The 17,685-nt window shown below is 30.7% G+C and carries 24 protein-coding genes and 1 tRNA gene; 12 read left to right on the top strand and 13 right to left on the bottom strand.

Annotated elements, in window-relative coordinates:
* Nucleotides 1-5: 5 nt before the first annotated feature.
* Nucleotides 6-1,016 (bottom strand): dTDP-glucose 4,6-dehydratase 2, encoded by a 1,011-nt coding sequence (rffG, locus tag NOVO_04740; protein AIL65325.1) that lies wholly within the window; start codon nt 1,014-1,016, stop codon nt 6-8.
* Nucleotides 1,017-1,343: 327 nt separating this feature from the next.
* Between rffG and NOVO_04735 the strand changes: the two genes are divergently transcribed.
* A complete protein-coding gene (locus NOVO_04735) occupies nt 1,344-1,730 on the top strand; it encodes a hypothetical protein (GenBank protein ID AIL65324.1) in 387 nt (128 codons plus the stop codon).
* Between the two features lie 2 nt (nt 1,731-1,732).
* Here NOVO_04735 and NOVO_04730 read toward each other — a convergent pair whose 3' ends face one another.
* From NOVO_04730 to NOVO_04720, 3 genes are all read right to left on the bottom strand, one after another.
* Nucleotides 1,733-2,137, bottom strand: coding sequence for a Peptidase family M23 (locus NOVO_04730; GenBank protein ID AIL65323.1), 405 nt, complete (start codon nt 2,135-2,137; stop codon nt 1,733-1,735).
* Entirely contained in the window at nt 2,088-2,399 is a 312-nt protein-coding gene (locus tag NOVO_04725; protein AIL65322.1) for a hypothetical protein, read from the bottom strand. The genes NOVO_04730 and NOVO_04725 overlap by 50 nt, the downstream gene beginning before the upstream one ends.
* A gap of 175 nt (nt 2,400-2,574) precedes the next feature.
* Nucleotides 2,575-2,650, bottom strand: a tRNA-Ala gene (locus tag NOVO_04720).
* 331 nt (nt 2,651-2,981) lie between these two features.
* Here NOVO_04720 and cydA point away from each other — a divergent pair.
* From cydA to NOVO_04685, 7 genes are all read left to right on the top strand, one after another.
* Nucleotides 2,982-4,523 carry a Cytochrome d ubiquinol oxidase subunit 1 gene (cydA, locus tag NOVO_04715; protein ID AIL65321.1) on the top strand — a complete coding sequence of 514 codons (1,542 nt, stop codon included), beginning with the start codon at nt 2,982-2,984 and terminating at the stop codon, nt 4,521-4,523.
* A gap of 13 nt (nt 4,524-4,536) precedes the next feature.
* The gene (gene cydB / locus NOVO_04710; protein AIL65320.1) at nt 4,537-5,679 is read left to right on the top strand and encodes a Cytochrome d ubiquinol oxidase subunit 2; all 1,143 of its coding nucleotides are present in this window, start codon (nt 4,537-4,539) and stop codon (nt 5,677-5,679) included.
* Between the two features lie 9 nt (nt 5,680-5,688).
* Nucleotides 5,689-5,820, top strand: coding sequence for a putative outer membrane lipoprotein (locus NOVO_04705; GenBank protein AIL65319.1), 132 nt, complete (start codon nt 5,689-5,691; stop codon nt 5,818-5,820).
* A 148-nt stretch (nt 5,821-5,968) separates the two neighbouring features.
* Nucleotides 5,969-6,991: an integral membrane protein gene (locus NOVO_04700; protein ID AIL65318.1), complete on the top strand. Its 1,023-nt coding sequence runs from the start codon at nt 5,969-5,971 to the stop codon at nt 6,989-6,991.
* Nucleotides 6,992-7,250: 259 nt separating this feature from the next.
* Nucleotides 7,251-7,643: a Transposase gene (locus NOVO_04695; GenBank protein ID AIL65317.1), complete on the top strand. Its 393-nt coding sequence runs from the start codon at nt 7,251-7,253 to the stop codon at nt 7,641-7,643.
* A 152-nt stretch (nt 7,644-7,795) separates the two neighbouring features.
* Nucleotides 7,796-8,104 (top strand): hypothetical protein, encoded by a 309-nt coding sequence (locus NOVO_04690; GenBank protein AIL65316.1) that lies wholly within the window; start codon nt 7,796-7,798, stop codon nt 8,102-8,104.
* Nucleotides 8,105-8,491 (top strand): hypothetical protein, encoded by a 387-nt coding sequence (locus tag NOVO_04685; protein AIL65315.1) that lies wholly within the window; start codon nt 8,105-8,107, stop codon nt 8,489-8,491. It begins immediately after the preceding gene.
* Between the two features lie 75 nt (nt 8,492-8,566).
* Here NOVO_04685 and NOVO_04680 read toward each other — a convergent pair whose 3' ends face one another.
* The 6 genes from NOVO_04680 to NOVO_04655 all read right to left on the bottom strand — a co-directional run bounded on the left by NOVO_04680 (nt 8,567) and on the right by NOVO_04655 (nt 12,308).
* Entirely contained in the window at nt 8,567-8,875 is a 309-nt protein-coding gene (locus tag NOVO_04680; protein AIL65314.1) for a hypothetical protein, read from the bottom strand.
* Between the two features lie 387 nt (nt 8,876-9,262).
* Nucleotides 9,263-10,384, bottom strand: a complete 1,122-nt coding sequence (gene tgt, locus NOVO_04675; GenBank protein ID AIL65313.1) for a Queuine tRNA-ribosyltransferase — start codon at nt 10,382-10,384, stop codon at nt 9,263-9,265.
* A 302-nt stretch (nt 10,385-10,686) separates the two neighbouring features.
* Complete coding sequence (locus NOVO_04670; GenBank protein AIL65312.1) at nt 10,687-10,965, bottom strand: hypothetical protein; 279 nt, start codon at nt 10,963-10,965, stop codon at nt 10,687-10,689.
* Nucleotides 10,966-11,274, bottom strand: coding sequence for a hypothetical protein (locus NOVO_04665; GenBank protein AIL65311.1), 309 nt, complete (start codon nt 11,272-11,274; stop codon nt 10,966-10,968).
* A 152-nt stretch (nt 11,275-11,426) separates the two neighbouring features.
* Nucleotides 11,427-11,819 carry a Transposase gene (locus NOVO_04660; protein AIL65310.1) on the bottom strand — a complete coding sequence of 131 codons (393 nt, stop codon included), beginning with the start codon at nt 11,817-11,819 and terminating at the stop codon, nt 11,427-11,429.
* A 69-nt stretch (nt 11,820-11,888) separates the two neighbouring features.
* Nucleotides 11,889-12,308: a hypothetical protein gene (locus NOVO_04655; GenBank protein ID AIL65309.1), complete on the bottom strand. Its 420-nt coding sequence runs from the start codon at nt 12,306-12,308 to the stop codon at nt 11,889-11,891.
* A gap of 241 nt (nt 12,309-12,549) precedes the next feature.
* On the opposite strand from NOVO_04655, the gene trpS reads away from it, so the two are divergent.
* The 4 genes from trpS (at nt 12,550) to mlaD (ending at nt 14,957) form a co-directional block, all read left to right on the top strand.
* The gene (trpS, locus tag NOVO_04650) at nt 12,550-13,536 is read left to right on the top strand and encodes a Tryptophan--tRNA ligase (protein ID AIL65308.1); all 987 of its coding nucleotides are present in this window, start codon (nt 12,550-12,552) and stop codon (nt 13,534-13,536) included.
* Nucleotides 13,536-13,985, top strand: a complete 450-nt coding sequence (rnhA, locus tag NOVO_04645; protein ID AIL65307.1) for a Ribonuclease HI — start codon at nt 13,536-13,538, stop codon at nt 13,983-13,985. The genes trpS and rnhA overlap by 1 nt, the downstream gene beginning before the upstream one ends.
* Nucleotides 13,986-14,132: 147 nt before the next feature.
* On the top strand, nt 14,133-14,483 hold the full coding sequence (locus tag NOVO_04640; protein ID AIL65306.1) for an NADH dehydrogenase: 351 nt from the start codon (nt 14,133-14,135) through the stop codon (nt 14,481-14,483).
* A gap of 15 nt (nt 14,484-14,498) precedes the next feature.
* The gene (gene mlaD, locus NOVO_04635) at nt 14,499-14,957 is read left to right on the top strand and encodes a putative phospholipid ABC transporter-binding protein mlaD (GenBank protein ID AIL65305.1); all 459 of its coding nucleotides are present in this window, start codon (nt 14,499-14,501) and stop codon (nt 14,955-14,957) included.
* Between the two features lie 657 nt (nt 14,958-15,614).
* Here the strand turns inward: mlaD and rpmE are convergent.
* The 3 genes from rpmE to lpd3 all read right to left on the bottom strand — a co-directional run bounded on the left by rpmE (nt 15,615) and on the right by lpd3 (nt 17,669).
* Complete coding sequence (rpmE, locus tag NOVO_04630) at nt 15,615-15,869, bottom strand: Ribosomal protein L31 (protein ID AIL65304.1); 255 nt, start codon at nt 15,867-15,869, stop codon at nt 15,615-15,617.
* 5 nt (nt 15,870-15,874) lie between these two features.
* Nucleotides 15,875-16,183: a Ribosomal protein L28 gene (gene rpmB, locus NOVO_04625; protein AIL65303.1), complete on the bottom strand. Its 309-nt coding sequence runs from the start codon at nt 16,181-16,183 to the stop codon at nt 15,875-15,877.
* Nucleotides 16,184-16,262: 79 nt separating this feature from the next.
* On the bottom strand, nt 16,263-17,669 hold the full coding sequence (gene lpd3, locus NOVO_04620) for a Dihydrolipoyl dehydrogenase 3 (protein ID AIL65302.1): 1,407 nt from the start codon (nt 17,667-17,669) through the stop codon (nt 16,263-16,265).
* Nucleotides 17,670-17,685 lie beyond the last annotated feature (16 nt).

Genomic DNA, 17,685 nt, shown 5'->3' with positions numbered 1-17,685 from the left:
TCAACCTAAAATTTTTCTAAATAATATTTAATAGTTTTTGTTAAATTTGCATCGAAATCTTGTGATGGATGCCAATTTAACTCTCTTTTTAATTTTGAATAATCTATAGCATATCGATAGTCATGTCCTGCTCTATCTGATACAAAATGGATTTGATTTTGGTAAGACTCATTATTCTTTTTAGGATGTATTTTATCTAATAAAGTGCAGAGTAATTTAGCAAGTTGTAAATTATTTTGTTCATTATTACCTCCGATATTATACATATCCCCTTTTTTACCTTGATGAAAAATTAAATCTATAGCATGGCAATGATCATCGACATATAACCAATCTCGGATGTTCATACCGCTTCCATAGATAGGTATAGGTCTATTTTGCAAAGCATTATTTATAATAGTGGGTATTAATTTTTCATAGTGTTGTCTTGGACCATAATTATTAGAGCAATTGGAAATAGTGATGTTCATATCATAAGTATGAATATAACTTCTAGCTATCATATCACTGGCAGCTTTAGAGGCGCTATATGGAGAATTAGGTGCATAAGGAGTCTCTTCAGTAAAATAACCTGTATCTCCAAGTGTACCATATACCTCATCTGTTGAAATATGATGAAATCGGCAATCAGAAGCATTTTTAATCATTTTATCTTGCCAAAAGGTTTTGGCAATATTTAATAAAGTAAAGGTACCTAATACATTAGTTGTGATAAACTCTTTTGGGTTTTTTATCGAATTATCAACATGTGATTCTGCAGCAAAGTTAATCACAGAGTTAATGCTGTATTCAGAAAAAATTTTATTTAGTAAATCTGAGTTGCAAATATCACCTTTAATAAAAACATAATTTGCAGAAGATGGTATATTATCTAGATTTGCTAAGTTACCTGCATATGTTAATTTGTCCAGATTTATGACCTGGTAAGTAGGATATTTATTAAGAAAATAATGAATAAAATTAGAACCAATAAATCCTGCACCTCCAGTAATTAGTATTTTCTTCGTATCAGTCATGTTTTGTTAGGTCACTTTTTATAAAATTTTATATAGATATTCACTATATAAGGACTTATCTATAGATGCAATAATCATCTCAAATTGTGTAGAGGATATATAATTTTTTCTTAACCTTATTTCTTTTTAATATATTATTTTAAAATTTAGCTCCACAATTTGATACAGCATTATCTATTATTAAAGGGCTTGGGTTTAGAATTTCTATTGAACCAGATCAAGATAGAAAATTCCTCTTGACGAGTGAAAAATCCCAAACTATTAAGACTGTATGTCTATTAATTGGTAAAAATCATTTATGGTTGAATTCATATTTATGATAATTATATGTCAGATGAAACAAAAAATATAATTGATTTTTGGTCTTCAGTTGAAAAATTCACTCTTCCTAAAATTGATAATAATAAAGTTACTGAAAATTTAGTACTTATTGAAAAAGAAGTTCAAGGCAATTATAATCTCCCCTGGGCTATCGAAAATCAACAGCGTTTAAAGCTTATTGAGACTGAAGAGTATACGTTTTTTCATACTGTGTTTTTAGGCATTACTAAATGTAGAAATATTGGGCACACAATAAAAACTATACTTAATATAAAAAGCGTAGATATTATGGAATATAAAGAAGAGGATAGCAATAAAATGAGACTTGCAACTTCACAACTTATAATTACAATGATTAACTTTATTTTGGAAAAAATTGCTAATCAGATTTAAGACTATTTTACACCTTTTAATAAAGGAGTAGATAAATTATTACTACATATTATATCGGTAGAAGATAATATTTGAACTTTCTCATTAATAATTAGTCTCATATCAAAAGGTATGGATATACCAGTATAACCAGGTTCTTGTGCAATTTGTTGAATATTTTCAGGTAAATGTAAACCAAAATGTAGGTGTCGTTTTCCAGCATTTCCTGAAACACCTTCAATACCTATTTTATCTGCTATTTTAACATAAGATTTATCTTTGATAGTTATATATGAAAGATGGGCATATATAGTTAAATATCCATCTGGATGTAAGATTCTAACATGATTTCCATAACCGTTACCACATCCATCTAGATTATAAACTATTATAATCATTCTTCCGAAATTCGCATTTATCGTACACATAAGCTGTCCCTTCATGAGCAGAACGGATTATACCAGCTTCTTTATTCGGAGGGGTTAAGAAATCTATTGCATATAATATATTATCATGCGAATGGCTCCCTTCTAAATTAGCATTTCCTTGAGAACAATAAGTTTCATGCTCTGGATCTAAAGGATATTGCAAAAGAATATAGGGTTTTTTGACAGTAGGAATATGTCTTGTTTCAGATAAATTTTCTGGATTACGAGATAATATTTTTTTGTTTTTGTTAAAAGAAATCATTTCTGTTTTAGTGCATGATCCTAAGAAAAAATAAAACAAATAATAGATTCAAACATTTCATTTAGATAATCATTTTCTAGAAATAACTCTCAAAAATTTATTTGTCAATGGTCACTTATTGGTCACTTTATTTTGATTTTGCTTTAGATCCTTTCTTTATAAACCTTGCTTTTCCTGGTGGAGCCAGGGAGAATCGAACTCCCGGCCTTTTGAATGCCATTCAAACGCTCTACCAACTGAGCTATGGCCCCCTTATTTTTCATCGTATACTAAAAGCTTAATTTATCATTGTCAATTAAGTTTCAATGAATTTAACATTATATAGCCTAAATTGTAATATTAGGTATAAAAATATTGCAATTTTTTAATATGTATTGTAGCTTGTAATCACCTAATTATTAATTATTAGAATTTGCAGTGGTAATGAGTAAATTTCTAAAAGAAATATCTAGAATTATAATGTGCAAGATGATAGCGCTAATAATAATATGGTGGTGTTTTTTTATAATCAGAAAGTTATAATCTCCCCTCAAAAAGTACAAACAAAAATATTTACTTCTTATATTAATGCAGAGGCTAAGAATGATTGATAATACATTAGTTGATTTATCACGACTACAATTTGCTGTTACAGCAATTTACCATTTTCTTTTTGTGCCTTTGACAATAGGATTAGCATTTATTATAGCCATTATGGAAAGCGTATACGTAATGACTTCTAAAATTATTTGGAAAAAGATGACCAAGTTTTGGTCAAAGCTTTTTGCGATTAATTTTGCTATGGGCGTGGCAACAGGTATTACCATGGAATTTCAATTTGGTACCAATTGGGCTTATTACTCTCATTATGTAGGGGATATTTTTGGAGTACCACTTGCATTAGAGGGGTTAATGGCTTTTTTCTTAGAATCTACTTTTGTAGGCTTAATGTTATATGGATGGGATCGTCTTTCAAAATTACAACATTTGTTAGTTACATGGTTAACTGCGCTGGGAGCAAATTTATCTGCTTTATGGATTTTAGTAGCAAATGGATGGATGCAAAATCCTGTAGGAGCAGAATTTAATCCAGAAACGATAAGAATGGAATTAACCTCAATATATGAGGTATTTTTTAATATAGTAGCTCAAGCAAAATTTGTGCATACAGTAAGCGCAGGTTATGTAGTTGGTTCTATGTTTGTATTATCAATTAGTGCCTTTTATATATTAAAAAAACAAGAAGTGGAAATAGCAAGAAGATCAATTTTTGTTGCAGCAAGTTTTGGTTTATTATCCGCTTTATCTGTGATGGTGCTTGGTGATGAAAGTGGCTATACAGCAACTTTGAATCAGAAAAGTAAAATAGCGGCTTTAGAAGCAATGTGGGAAACAGAGAAGGCTCCTGCTGATTTGGTGTTGTTTGGTATTCCGGATCAAAAAAATCACACAACTCACTACACAATTAAGGTGCCTTATTTACTTGGGTTAATTGCAACTAGATCATTTAATACACAAATACCAGGTATTAATGAATTAATTATAGAAGCAGAATCTAAAATCAAAAATGGTCTCATTGCCTATAAAGCATTATCTGAGTTTAAAGAAAATAGATATGATATAAATGCTCGTGATATTTTAAATAAGCATTTTAAAGATTTAGGATATGCATTACTTCTGAAGAAACAAAGAAATGACATAGAAAATGCAAGTGTGGTTGAAATAAAGACAGCAGCACAAAGTACTATACCTAATGTGTTACCGTTATTTTGGTCTTTTAGAATAATGGTAGGACTTGGTATATATTTTATTATACTATTTGCTATAGTATTTTACTTATTCAACTTAAAGCAGGTTTCAAATTATGATACGGTCTTTATGAGAAGACTGTGTTATGTCATGTTATTTAGCTTACCTTTACCATGGATTGCTGCAGAACTTGGCTGGATCGTAGCAGAATATGGTAGACAGCCTTGGGCAATTGAAGGAATATTGCCTACATTTTTAGGTGTGTCAAGTGTGTCAAGTACTAACGTATTATTTAGTTTAATAGCTTTTATAATATTTTATAGTACTCTTGCGGTTATAGATATAATGCTAATGAAAAAATATGTAAAATTAGGTCCATCTTATATAGAAGTTTAATGAGAGGTATGTGATGTTTCCAGAAACTATGATGTTAGATTATACAACTTTAAGGGTCATTTGGTGGGTGTTACTTGGTTTATTATTAATAGGATTTATTATTATGGATGGGTTTGATATGGGTGTAGCTATATTAATGCCTATTGTTACAAAAAATGATGCTGAAAAAAGAGTCTTAATGAACAGTATTGCTGCTGTATGGGAAGGTAATCAAGTATGGCTTATAACTGGAGCTGCTTCAATATTTGCTGCTTGGCCTGCTATATATGCACTAGTGTTTTCAGGTTTTTATTATGCCATGTTATTAGTATTGTTAGCATTAATTTTACGTCCGGTAGGTTTTGATTTTCGTAATAAAATTGATAATAATACTTGGCGCAAAATTTGGGACATATGTATATTTATCTCAGGATTTGTCCCGAGTTTAGTATTTGGTGTAGCGGTTGGGAATGTTTTACTTGGTATACCATTTATGTTTGATGATAATTTACGTGTAATATATAGTGGCAAATTTCTTGATTTATTTAAGCCCTTTACCTTATTTTGTGGATGTATAAGTTTGCTTATGGTTATTATGCATGGGGCTGTATATTTGGTCTTAAAAACTGAGGCTGTAATTGCAGACCGTTGTAGAAAAATAATATATATAACAGCTGGTTTGCTTGCGATATTGTTTATTTGCGGATATTTTTGGTCTCATAATTTGCCAGGATATATATTAAAAGGATCTTATGTTGAACATGGGCCTTCTAATCCATTATATAAAATGGCTACAATGAAGACTGGAGCATGGAGTGATAATTATATGCGTTATCCTATTTTTAAAATAGTACCTATCATTGGTTTACTAGCTTTAGCTTTAACAATTTTACTTGTTAATCTTAAAAGAGAAAAATTAAGTTTTATAACTAGTGCTACGGCTCTTGCTTGTATAGTGGCAACCGTGGGACTTAGTATGTTTCCTTTTATTATACCTTCTAGTACTTCTCCATCAAGCAGCTTAACTGTATGGGATGCGTCAAGTAGTAGGGGTACTTTATATGCTATGATGCTAGCTGTAATATTTTTCTTACCAATCATTTTGCTATATACTTCTTGGGTATATAAAGTTATTAGAGGTAAAGTATTAGTGCAAAATCAAAAAAATTTATATTAGGAGAAGATTATGTGGTATTTTACGTGGGTACTTGGGCTCGGTCTTGCATGTACTTTTTCTATTCTAAATGCTATTTGGCTTGAAATGAGATTAACTGAAGAATCAGAATCTAAAACAACAAAAATTATAATAGAACCTTAGATTTTTTATTAATTTACATTTATCTTAGTAAGGGATAGTTACTTTTAAATGTTTTGCTTACTGAACTGCAATATAACTTAATATTCTTTAGTTCTAACATATCTGCTAATATTTCCAATAAAGTCGGGGTAATAAGGTAAGGATTTAGATGCATTTTTTTAGAGAACATATGATTAATACTATATTTGGGATAGTATTTGTTTCGTTATTTGCCGGCAGCGCAATCTATTTAGCAGAGCTTCCTATTATGGTTAATTTAGGTATAAGTCCCTTAGTTATTGCTATTATACTTGGAATTATATATGGCAATACTATTCATTCTAAGGTGAGTATCAAATGGATAACAGGTATTGAGTTTTCAGCTAAGCAATTACTCCGTTTAGGAATAATTTTATATGGTTTTAGGGTAAGTTTACAGCAAATAGCTTTAATTGGTGTAGAGGGATTGCTACTCGATATCTTCGTGGTAAGCTTTATTTTAGCTATAGGTGTATTAATTGGTATAAAATTATTTAAACTTGATAGGCATTTGGCTATTTTAATTGCTTCAGGCTCTGCAATCTGTGGGGCAGCTGCAGTGCTGGCAGTTGAAAGTGTACTTAAAAGTGAAACTTATAAATCAAGTGTTGCAGTAGGTACTGTAGTAATTTTTGGTACAATTGCAATGTTTTTGTTTCCTCTATTACAACATACCAGTATATTTAGTTTAACTACCTACCAATTTGGTATTTTTGCTGGCGCATCTATTCATGAAGTAGCGCAAGTAGTTGTTGCTGGAAATCAGGTTAGTCAGGATGCTGCGAATATAGCGATTATAGTTAAAATGACTAGGGTATTATTATTGATTCCTATACTAATTTTACTATCTATGTATGAAAATAAAAGTTCTAATATAACCGGAATAAAGAATCCTAAGCTAATAATTCCTTGGTTCGCTGTCACTTTTGCTATGGTAGTTTGTTTTAATTCTTTATATTTATTACCAGAAAATGTAGAAATATTAATACACAGATTTGATTTATTTTTGATGACTATGGCTATGGCAGCTATTGGCATTGAAACAAATATCAAGAAAATCAAGACTGTTGGTCTAAGGCCTCTTTACTTTGCTATAACATTATTTTTCCTGCTAGGAGTTGGTAGTTATTCCATAGTCAAAGTGATATTTTAGTTAAATTGGTTTAAGATTTATCACATCTCTCCACAATTATTCTATAACTGGCTATAGTAAATTGATTTGAATCCGGGACGCGGTTCACTCAAAGTTTGCCTACTATTTGGAGGCTTTGCTTTATTCTTAGCCTAGTGTCAGATACAGCTTAATTTACTATACTATATATCTAATTTTGTTTTATATATAGTAAATTAAGTTGATAAAGACATGATATATGATATATTAAAAAGCTCATAAACCCAAAACAGTAGAAGCAATGGCATATTCCTTAGATTTACGTAAAAAAGTAATTCACTATGTTAATAAAGGTTATACCAGAGAAGAAGCTGCAAGAATTTTTGGCATAGGTGAAAGAACAATTTATAGATGGTTATCGAGATCGAAATCCGGGAATTTAGCAGCCACACGAGCAGCTAAGCCATGGAAGAAGCTTGATCCAATCAAATTATTAAACGAGGTGTCTAAAAACAGCAATTGGCTATTATCTGATTTTGCAAAGGTTTTTAATGTGTCTACAGCTGCTATCTGTTTGGCATTCAAGACTTTGGGGATCACACGAAAAAAAAGACCACACTCTATCGTGAACGGGATGAAGCAAAACGGCAATTATTTTTGGCAGCTATCGCAAACTATAAAGCGGAAGATATAGTTTATATTGATGAGAGTGGAATTGATAGCTATTTGTACTATTCTTGGGGATACAGTCTCAGAGGAAGTAAAGTTTATGGTGATATCTCAGGTAAAAAACATGATCGAGAAAGCTTTATTGCAGGTAAGGTTGGGAAGAAAATTATTGCGCCAATGTGTTTCAAGGGCACATGTAATACAGAAGTTTTTAACGAGTGGGTTAGTCAGTGTTTGGTGCCCGAACTAAGATTTGGTCAAGTTGTAATACTTGATAATGCAACGTTCCATAAGTCAGCTAGAACTAGGAATTTAATAGAAGATATAGGCTGTAAACTTTTATTCTTACCACCTTACTCTCCTGATCTCAACCCAATTGAAAAATATTGGGCTCATTTAAAAGCTAAAATCAAACCTATCATTACTAATTTTAATAACCTTAGCGATGCTATTGATTATGGCTTCTCTATGCCATTCTCAACTTAATTGACTATACTTGGGTTAGGATTAAAAAATAATAATTTAAATTATATAGAATTTACAGCAGTAATTGAGAGAGGAAACAGTGGAGGGCCGGTTATTGATACACAAGGCAATGTTGTAGGAGTAGTAGAAGCTAAAAGAAAATATTACACAGTAACGTTAAATCAAGCAGAGCAAGAGATACCTATTTATTCAGAGCCATTTAAAACTGATGGTATGGCTATTGGCTTAGCACCGCTTGTAGATTTTTTAAAAAAAAATAATGTAGATTATAAAACTAACGTAAGCCAAAATTTAATATCTAGCTATAATCCTCATGTTAGAGCAGAAAGATTTATTGTAAATATACATTGTGTTAGGAACCAAACTGTTCTACATAATACAAGATAAACTATTAGTTGTTCATATATTATTAATATAGTAAATTAAAGAATATAACAATTATATTATAATTTAGCTATAAATTTATGCACATTCATAAATAACGCTTGATTCATTTCCTACTACCAATACGCCATCAAAATTTTCTTCTACATGTGTAGCTATAAAATTTTTAACAATATCTTTACATTGAAGAGCAGTGCCAATATACATATCGGTAGCAGATTGCCCTTTAAGTGCAGAAAATACATATATTAAGTTCTGATCTATAATTTTCTCAATGAAAGGTAAGGCATCTTCAATGTCCAATTCTGTTCTCATAGAAGAAGCTGTACCATGTAAAGATTTATATTTGGTACAATGATTAGGAAAAGTTATTAAATCTTGTAACATATTTTGTCCTTGTAGTAATTATTGTTCTTTATGTTTTAATTTATATTAATATTTTTATATTTACATCCTTTTAACATTATAATAATATTAATTTTTAAATGTTGATAAACAAAAAAATGGCAATCAAAGATATGGAATTCAAGCTGCCTATTAGATAATATTAATAGTATTAATATAAATAAATCAAAAGAAATGAGAGAAAGCGATATCGAAAATCTTAAAAGCTCAATGGATATAATGGATACAAATACCAAAGTAAAAGCAGCATATTCTTTGGACTAATTATAATGATTGTTTGCCTATTACTTAGTATAGAAAATATACTTGGTTTTGATGGAATAGATGGAAACTCTTGGTTTGAAGGAGCTGCTTTATATTATGATTAATTCAACAACCTACCATATCTTTAATTGAATAACCGAGCCACTCTTCTAAAATGCTCCAATCACCTATGTTAATTGATTCTCTAATTTTGGCCATTAGGTCCTGGTAAAAAGTTAAATTATGCCAAGTCATTAATATAGAACCCAAAATTTCTTTAGTTTTGACTAAATGATTTAAATAAGCTCTAGAATGGTTGATACATGCTGGGCATTTACATAGTTCATCAAGAGGCCTGAGATCTGTAGAGTATTTAGAATTTCGTATGTTAATAGTGCCTGATCTCACAAATGCTTGACCATTGCGTCCAGAACGTGTTGGTATAACGCAGTCAAACATATCTACACCTCTTATAACGCTACCTATTATATCGGAAGGTTTTCCAATACCCATAACATAGTGTGGCTTATCTTCGGGTAAATTTGGTATAGTATAATCTAGAACTTCATATAATGCTTGTTGAGTTTCTGTCATGCCACCTACAGCATATCCATCGAAACCTATATTGTGTAGTTCTTTAGCAGATATTAAGCGTAAATCTTTATAAACACTACCTTGTACTATTCCAAATAAACCATAACCCTTTCGCTCTTTAAATGCTAGTTTTGAACGTTCTGCCCATCTTAAAGATAGTTTCATAGAAAGTTCAGCTTCTTTATGTTCTATTGGAAACTGAGTACATTCATCAAAAATCATAGTTATATTACTATCAAGAAAATATTGTATTTCCATAGAACGTTCTGGAGAAAGCATGTGCTGCTTCCCATCTAAATAGGATTTAAATACTACTCCCTGTTCACTTATAGTGCGTAATTTAGCAAGAGACATTACTTGAAAACCACCTGAATCTGTAAGAATAGGTTTGTTCCAATTCATAAATTTATGTAATCCGCCCAGCTCATATATGCGCTCAGCAGTTGGACGTAGCATTAAATGATAAGTATTCCCTAGAATAATTTCAGCACCCGTTTGGTTAATTGCGTCTGTGGTCATAGCTTTAACAGAGCCAACTGTACCAACTGGCATAAATGCAGGCGTATGTATTTCACCATGAGCTGTAGAAATTATTCCAGTACGAGCTTTACCTAAAATATTATTGATTTGAAATCCAAATTCTCTTGTTGTCATTAATATAATTGTCCATCTAATTTTATATAAAGATCAGAATTCTTTTTGTAATTTCGCTAAGATTATATAGACCAAATGTAGCAAAATTACAACCCTTAGAATAAACTATTATCAATAAATATATAAAATATTGCTATATGTGCTACTAGGAAGAGAAGGTGTAAATATATTATCTTAATCCTATTAGATAAAGCAGTAAAATTATCTTGATTAGGTGATAGAGTTCAGTTGAACTTAATCCTCCCTTTTGTTGTTTATCTCTTTTTAATATTAAGTAGGGGTAGTATTAATGTAACCTAAGATTACCGTTGAGGTCCTCTATTAGGTTTGCTTGAAGGTAATTTTATATTTTCTTTTTGACTTTTTTCTTCTCTTCTAGAGGAAGGTTGATCTGTGATGTTTTGTTTCTTATTAAATTTAGAATCATATAATGCTTTGGCTTCTTCTGCTAAGGATTTTTGTATAAGTGGTATATTCTTATAATCTAATACTTCGCCTTTTTGATTTACTATTTTTGATGTTTTTAGAGGTCTTAACTCAATATTTTTCTGTTGCGTTGGGGTATCGCTTGTTATAGTCAATTAAGTTGAGAATGGCATAGAGAAGCCATAATCAATAGCATCGCTAAGGTTATTAAAATTAGTAATGATAGGTTTGATTTTAGCTTTTAAATGAGCCCAATATTTTTCAATTGGGTTGAGATCAGGAGAGTAAAGTGGTAAGAATAAAAGTTTACAGCCTATATCTTCTATTAAATTCCTAGTTCTAGCTGACTTATGGAACGTTGCATTATCAAGTATTACAACTTGACCAAATCTTAGTTCGGGCACCAAACACTGACTAACCCACTCGTTAAAAACTTCTGTATTACATGTGCCCTTGAAACACATTGGCGCAATAATTTTCTTCCCAACCTTACCTGCAATAAAGCTTTCTCAATCATGTTTTTTACCTGAGATATCACCATAAACTTTACTTCCTCTGAGACTGTATCCCCAAGAATAGTACAAATAGCTATCAATTCCACTCTCATCAATATAAACTATATCTTCCGCTTTATAGTTTGCGATAGCTGCCAAAAATAATTGCCGTTTTGCTTCATCCCGTTCACGATAGAGTGTGGTCTTTTTTTTCGTGTGATCCCCAAAGTCTTGAATGCCAAACAGATAGCAGCTGTAGACACATTAAAAACCTTTGCAAAATCAGATAATAGCCAATTGCTGTTTTTAGACACCTCGTTTAATAATTTGATTGGATCAAGCTTCTTCCATGGCTTAGCTGCTCGTGTGGCTGCTAAATTCCCGGATTTCGATCTCGATAACCATCTATAAATTGTTCTTTCACCTATGCCAAAAATTCTTGCAGCTTCTTCTCTGGTATAACCTTTATTAACATAGTGAATTACTTTTTTACGTAAATCTAAGGAATATGCCATTGCTTCTACTGTTTTGGGTTTATGAGCTTTTTAATATATCATATATCATGTCTTTATCAACTTAATTTACTATAATTGAGCTTGTTTTGTTAAAAGGATTCCTTCATGGGCTCTATTGTTAGGATAACCAATTATAAATAAGTTTTCCCCTACTCTTAAATCAATATTTGAACGTAAATATGCTATTTGTGGAGCAAGAGCATCTGTAGTTAACAAAGCCAAATCATTTTCTATATCTTGTGCAAGCAAAAATGCTGAAGCTGGATTAACCGCACCTCTTACACTAATAGTCAAACAATTTTCTACTACATGGGCACTAGTAACTATCTCAGAAGGAGTTATAAAGAAGCCTGTACCGCTTGAAATTTCATATAATTTACCGACTTTTAATCCTCTACTTCTTATTTTATTCCAAGTTTGATTATCAGCTAAACTTATATTAACCGATGTTATAAATATAAGAATGTAATAAAAAAAATATTTAAACATTCTATTAATATACGATAATTACATTAATTATTAGTAAAAAGAAAAAAATACAATAGTTAATTTATTAATAATATTCCTATTCTTCTATCGAGCGATATACGAAAAAGTTATCCTTATAATAAATTCAATATATCTACTAGCATATTATTTACTTATCAGCTATTAATCTTATTTAGGAATTAATATCCATGTTATTGACAGAGTCAAAATAGATAGAGCTATTTTTAAAATTTAGGTATATATGAAGCGTGTTTTATCAGGAATACAACCTACAGGTATTTTACATTTAGGTAATTATTTAGGTGCTATAAGTAATTGGGTAAATTTACAAAATAAATATGACTCTTATTTTTGTATAGTAGATTTACACGCAATTACTTTACCTCAAAACCCAATAGAATTAAAAAATGCTATTAGGTTAACAGCAGCAACCTATATAGCAAGTGGTATAGATATTACTAATTCTACTATCTTTATCCAAAGCTCAGTATCAGCCCATAGTGAACTAGCATGGATATTAAGTTGTATTACTCCCCTTGGATGGCTTAATCGGATGACTCAATTTAAAGAAAAAGCTGGAAAAGCGCGTGAACAAGCTTCCTTAGGGTTATATAGCTATCCGGTATTAATGGCTGCTGATATATTAGTGTATAAAGCACAAATAGTACCAGTAGGCGAAGATCAAACTCAACATTTAGAACTTACACGTGATGTGGCATCTGCTTTTAACCGTTATATAAAAGAAGATTATTTTCCTTTGCCTGAAGCTCTAATTACAAAAGAATCAGCACGTATAATGAGCTTACGTGATGGCACAAAAAAAATGAGTAAATCTGATAGCTCTGATTATTCACGTATAAATTTAACAGATAATGCAGATTTAATAGCAAAAAAACTCCAGAAAGCTAAATCCGATGCTTTCCCTACAATTACATATGACAAAGAAAATAGACCTGAAGCTACCAATCTAATTAATATTTATTCAATACTGAGTAGCTCTTCTATAGAAAAAGTAATTGATCAATTTAGTAACAAGGGTTTTGCTATCTTTAAAAAACAACTTACAGATTTAGTTATTGAAAAAATGAAACCTATTACCACAAGAATATTAGAATTAATTGAAGATAAAAATTATATAGATTCCATTATTAAAATAGGTAATGAAAAAGCCAATGATCTTGCTAGTAAACATTTATCAGAAATAAAATCTTTTATAGGACTAGGATAATGTCAGATGTAGAGATTTATACTGATGGTGCATGTAGTGGTAATCCGGGGCCAGGAGGATGGGGAGCTGTATTGATTTATAGGACAACAACTAAGGAAATATATGGGAGCGTAGAATATACTACAAATAATCGTATGGAATTAACTGCCCCAATTGAAGCATTAAAATTATTAAAAAAAAGATGTGAGGTAAATCTATACACAGATAGTAATTATTTACGCGAAGGTATTACTAAATGGATACATAATTGGAAACAGAATAATTGGCGTACTAGCAATAAAGCTCCCATAAAAAATATTGAATTATGGCAAAGTTTAGAATATGAAACCTTAAAACATAATGTAACATGGCATTGGATACGTGCTCATAGTGGCAATAAATGGAATGACGTAGCAGACCAATTAGCTGTTAAAGGTAGAAATGAAGCACAACTGTTATTAAATAAATAGATTTAAAAACTTTTAATTTGATTTAATAGTTGTAACATTTTTAATTCTTAGCTATTAGTAACTTTTACGAAAAACTGCTAATTATGGAATTTGCGTATAACGAAAATTGTTGTATAATAATATTAATATATAAATAGTAGGTAATTAATGGCGATTATAGGTACATTGCTTTCAGTATGGCTTTTTGCTAAAAAAGTTGGCGAAGATGAGTTTGGTAATAGATATTATTTATCAAAATGCTTAAATTCTGAAAAAAAACCAAAACGTATAATATTATATAAAGGTATTGCTGAACCTAGCAAAATTCCTCCTCTGTGGCATTCTTGGATGCATTACAAAACGGATATAATACCTAAAAATAATATTACTTATAAATGGCAAAACAAACGTACTGTAAATATGACAGGTACCGATTTAGCTTATATACCTTCTGGGCATGTAAATAAAAATGATAAACATGACCGTACCATAAATGACTATCAACCATGGCAACCTTAATATTTAAAGGATTATATGAAAGATAATTTTACTGAAACATTGATTGGAGCTTTAGTACTCATAATTGCAGGTACATTCACGTTTTTTGCTTACCAATGGGGAGATGTTAAACCTGTAAGTAATGGATATACTGTAAAGGCAAAATTTGAACGTGTAGATGGTATTACTTTGGGTAGTGATGTTTCCATTGCTGGTGTTAAGGTGGGAACTGTAACAAAACAAACTCTTGATGTTAAATCATACTTAGCTGTTGTAGAAATGTCTATAAATGGCGAAATAAAAATACCTAAAGATTCTTCTGCACAAATTGCAAGTAGTGGTTTAATAGGAGGAAAATATATTGATATTACTCCTGGATCAGCTCCACAGTTATTAAAATCAGGTGAAACTATTGAATATACTCAATCTTCTGTGAATCTTGAAACGCTTATTGGCAAAATGATTTTCAATTCAAATGACAGTAATAAAAAATAGTAAGCTTCTCATATTTATGAGATCAATAATAATATAAATGTTATTAATTACCTGTAGATTCAAATACTAAAATTAAATCTGTAAGATTAATATAATGTTTATTAAGATAAATTATCATATTATATCTCATCTTCTATAATATTATCGAATATGTTACTACCTGTTCATACAAAATTTATACTTACGACATCCGTTCATAATCATATTTATTAGGATGGGTCAAGGCCTGAAGTTCGAAGTAAATCTTCACCTATGGATACAGTTTACCCATCCTACCAACCTATCATTGATCAGATTATACTTTTTGGCAACTCTTATTGTATGAACTATGGATAAGTTAAGTTAGGTTTATTAGGTTTAATTTGGAATGCGATAAGAGCTAAGATAAGAGAAGCAAAGAAGTTAAGAGGTGATCGGTGTTTATTAGGTCTAACTTAAAGTAGCTTTAGTATCTGTCATGCGTAAATTACTTTCTTTTATGCATTTTTAGTAAAAAATAATATAGTTGATACATACTTGACTATATTATTACAGAGGCTGGGGTATTATATATAATACATCAAAGTAAAAAACTCTGCTTTACCAAAAATAATAAACTAATTTTGAAGAAAATAATAGCTTCATGATTAATTATAGAAGCAAAACTCCTAAGCTTTGTTAGGAGTTTGTATCTGATTCTTTATTCTTTTTTAATGAACTAATCGAACCAAATCTTTTATTAAATTTAGCTACAGTAGTAGCTTTTTGGTTAATTTGATTAGCGACCCCACCTGACCAAGCTGGATGATTTTGGAAATCAACATCTAAAGATAAATGATCCGCTTCACTAGCTGAATTAGTCACAAATTTAGAACCATCCATTCTTATAATGGTAAAAGGTTTATATTTAGGATGAATACCTTTTTTAGCCATAAACCTTACTCCACCACACTACTTTGTTCTTTTAATTTAGACACTTTCTTTATACGTTTTTTTATATCTAAAGCATCTACACTTAATTGCTCATCCTTAGTTTGCAGTAAATAAAAATCCAAACCGCCCTTTGCCTCTACAGTGCGTAAAGCATTGGGAGATATTCTTAATCTTACTCTACAACCTAATATATCACTTGTTAAAGTGAGCTTTTGTAAATTAGGAAGAAACCTTTTTTTACTCTTTTTATTTGAGTGAGAGACTTTATGTCCTACTAATACAGACTTACCTGTTAAACTACAACGTCTAGTCATTTTTAACTCCTACAATTATGCTACTCTTTTATTAACTTATACATACTAATAAGTCAAGATAATATATACACTTACATTTTTAGAAATTTATAGTTTTCATAGTAATTGCCATTGAAGCTTCTCTTACAGCCTCATTTAGCGTAGGATGAGCATGACAAATTCTTGCTAAATCTTCTGAAGAAGCAACATATTCCATAGCAACTACAGCTTCAGCTATTATAGTTCCTGCTTCTGGACCTATAATATGAACACCAAAAATCTTATCTGTTTTATCACAAGCAATAATTTTTACCATACCTTCAGTCTCAGCCACAGCTCTCGCTCTACTATTTGCAGCAAATGGAAATTTGCCTACTTTGTATGTAATGCCTTGCGATTTTAATTCTTCTTCTGTTTTACCAACCATTGCCACTTCTGGCCAAGTATATACAACACTAGGAATTGTAGAATAATTCACATGACCTGCTTGACCAGCTATAATTTCTGCAACTGCAACCGCTTCTTCTTCCGCCTTATGAGCAAGCATAGGTCCTTTTATAACGTCTCCTATTGCATATACGTTTTTAATATTAGTTTCAAAATGATCACTCACTTCTATTCTTCCTTGAGTATCAGTTTTTAATCCTAAATTTTCAGAAACTAATCCTGAAGTATATGGCTTACGTCCAACAGCTACCAGAACTACATCTACCTCTAATTGTTCTTTTTTTCCCTCTGAAACAGATTCTATTTCTAATTTCACTTTATTATTTATTACAACTGCCGATAAAACTTTTTTACCTAAAGCAAATTTTATACCTTGCTTTTCAAGAGATTTTTGTAAGTTTCTACCTATTTCAGAATCTATAGCTGGCACTATTTTATCTAAAAATTCAACTACTGTAACTTCACTACCTAAACGTTTCCAGACCGAACCTAATTCTAGCCCTATATATCCACCACCAATTACTACCATTTTTTCAGGAACTTTTTCTAAAGAAAGAGCTCCTGTAGAAGAAACTATATATTTTTCATCTATTGAAATTCCAGGCAACGTAGTTACTTCAGAACCTGTAGCAATTATAATATTTTTAGAAGATATAGTTTGTTTATCTTTATCATTTGTAATAGAAATCTTACCAATTTCTTCTATTTTAGCAGTCCCTATTATATAATCTACCTTGTTTTTCTTGAATAAGCCTTCAATTCCTTTACACAAAGTGCTTACTACTTCATTTTTACGTTTTAACATCGTAGCTAAATCTAATTGAATTTTATTACAAATTACCCCATGTTCTTTTGTTTCATGAAGAGTTTTTTCATAGATCTTACTCGATTCAAGCAAAGCCTTAGAAGGTATACATCCAACATTCAAACATGTTCCACCTAAAGTTCCTCTCTTTTCTATACATACAGTTTTCATTCCTAATTGAGCTGCCTTTATGGCCGCAACATAACCTGCAGGACCACCACCAATTACTACAACATCATAATTATCTTGAGTCATTTTATATCCTTTTTAT

This window comes from Rickettsiales bacterium Ac37b (assembly GCA_000746585.2).
Taxonomy (GTDB): Bacteria; Pseudomonadota; Alphaproteobacteria; order Rickettsiales; family Arcanibacteraceae; genus Ac37b.
The sequence above is the reverse complement of the archived record's forward strand: the minus strand, read 5'-3'. Positions and strand labels throughout refer to the sequence as shown.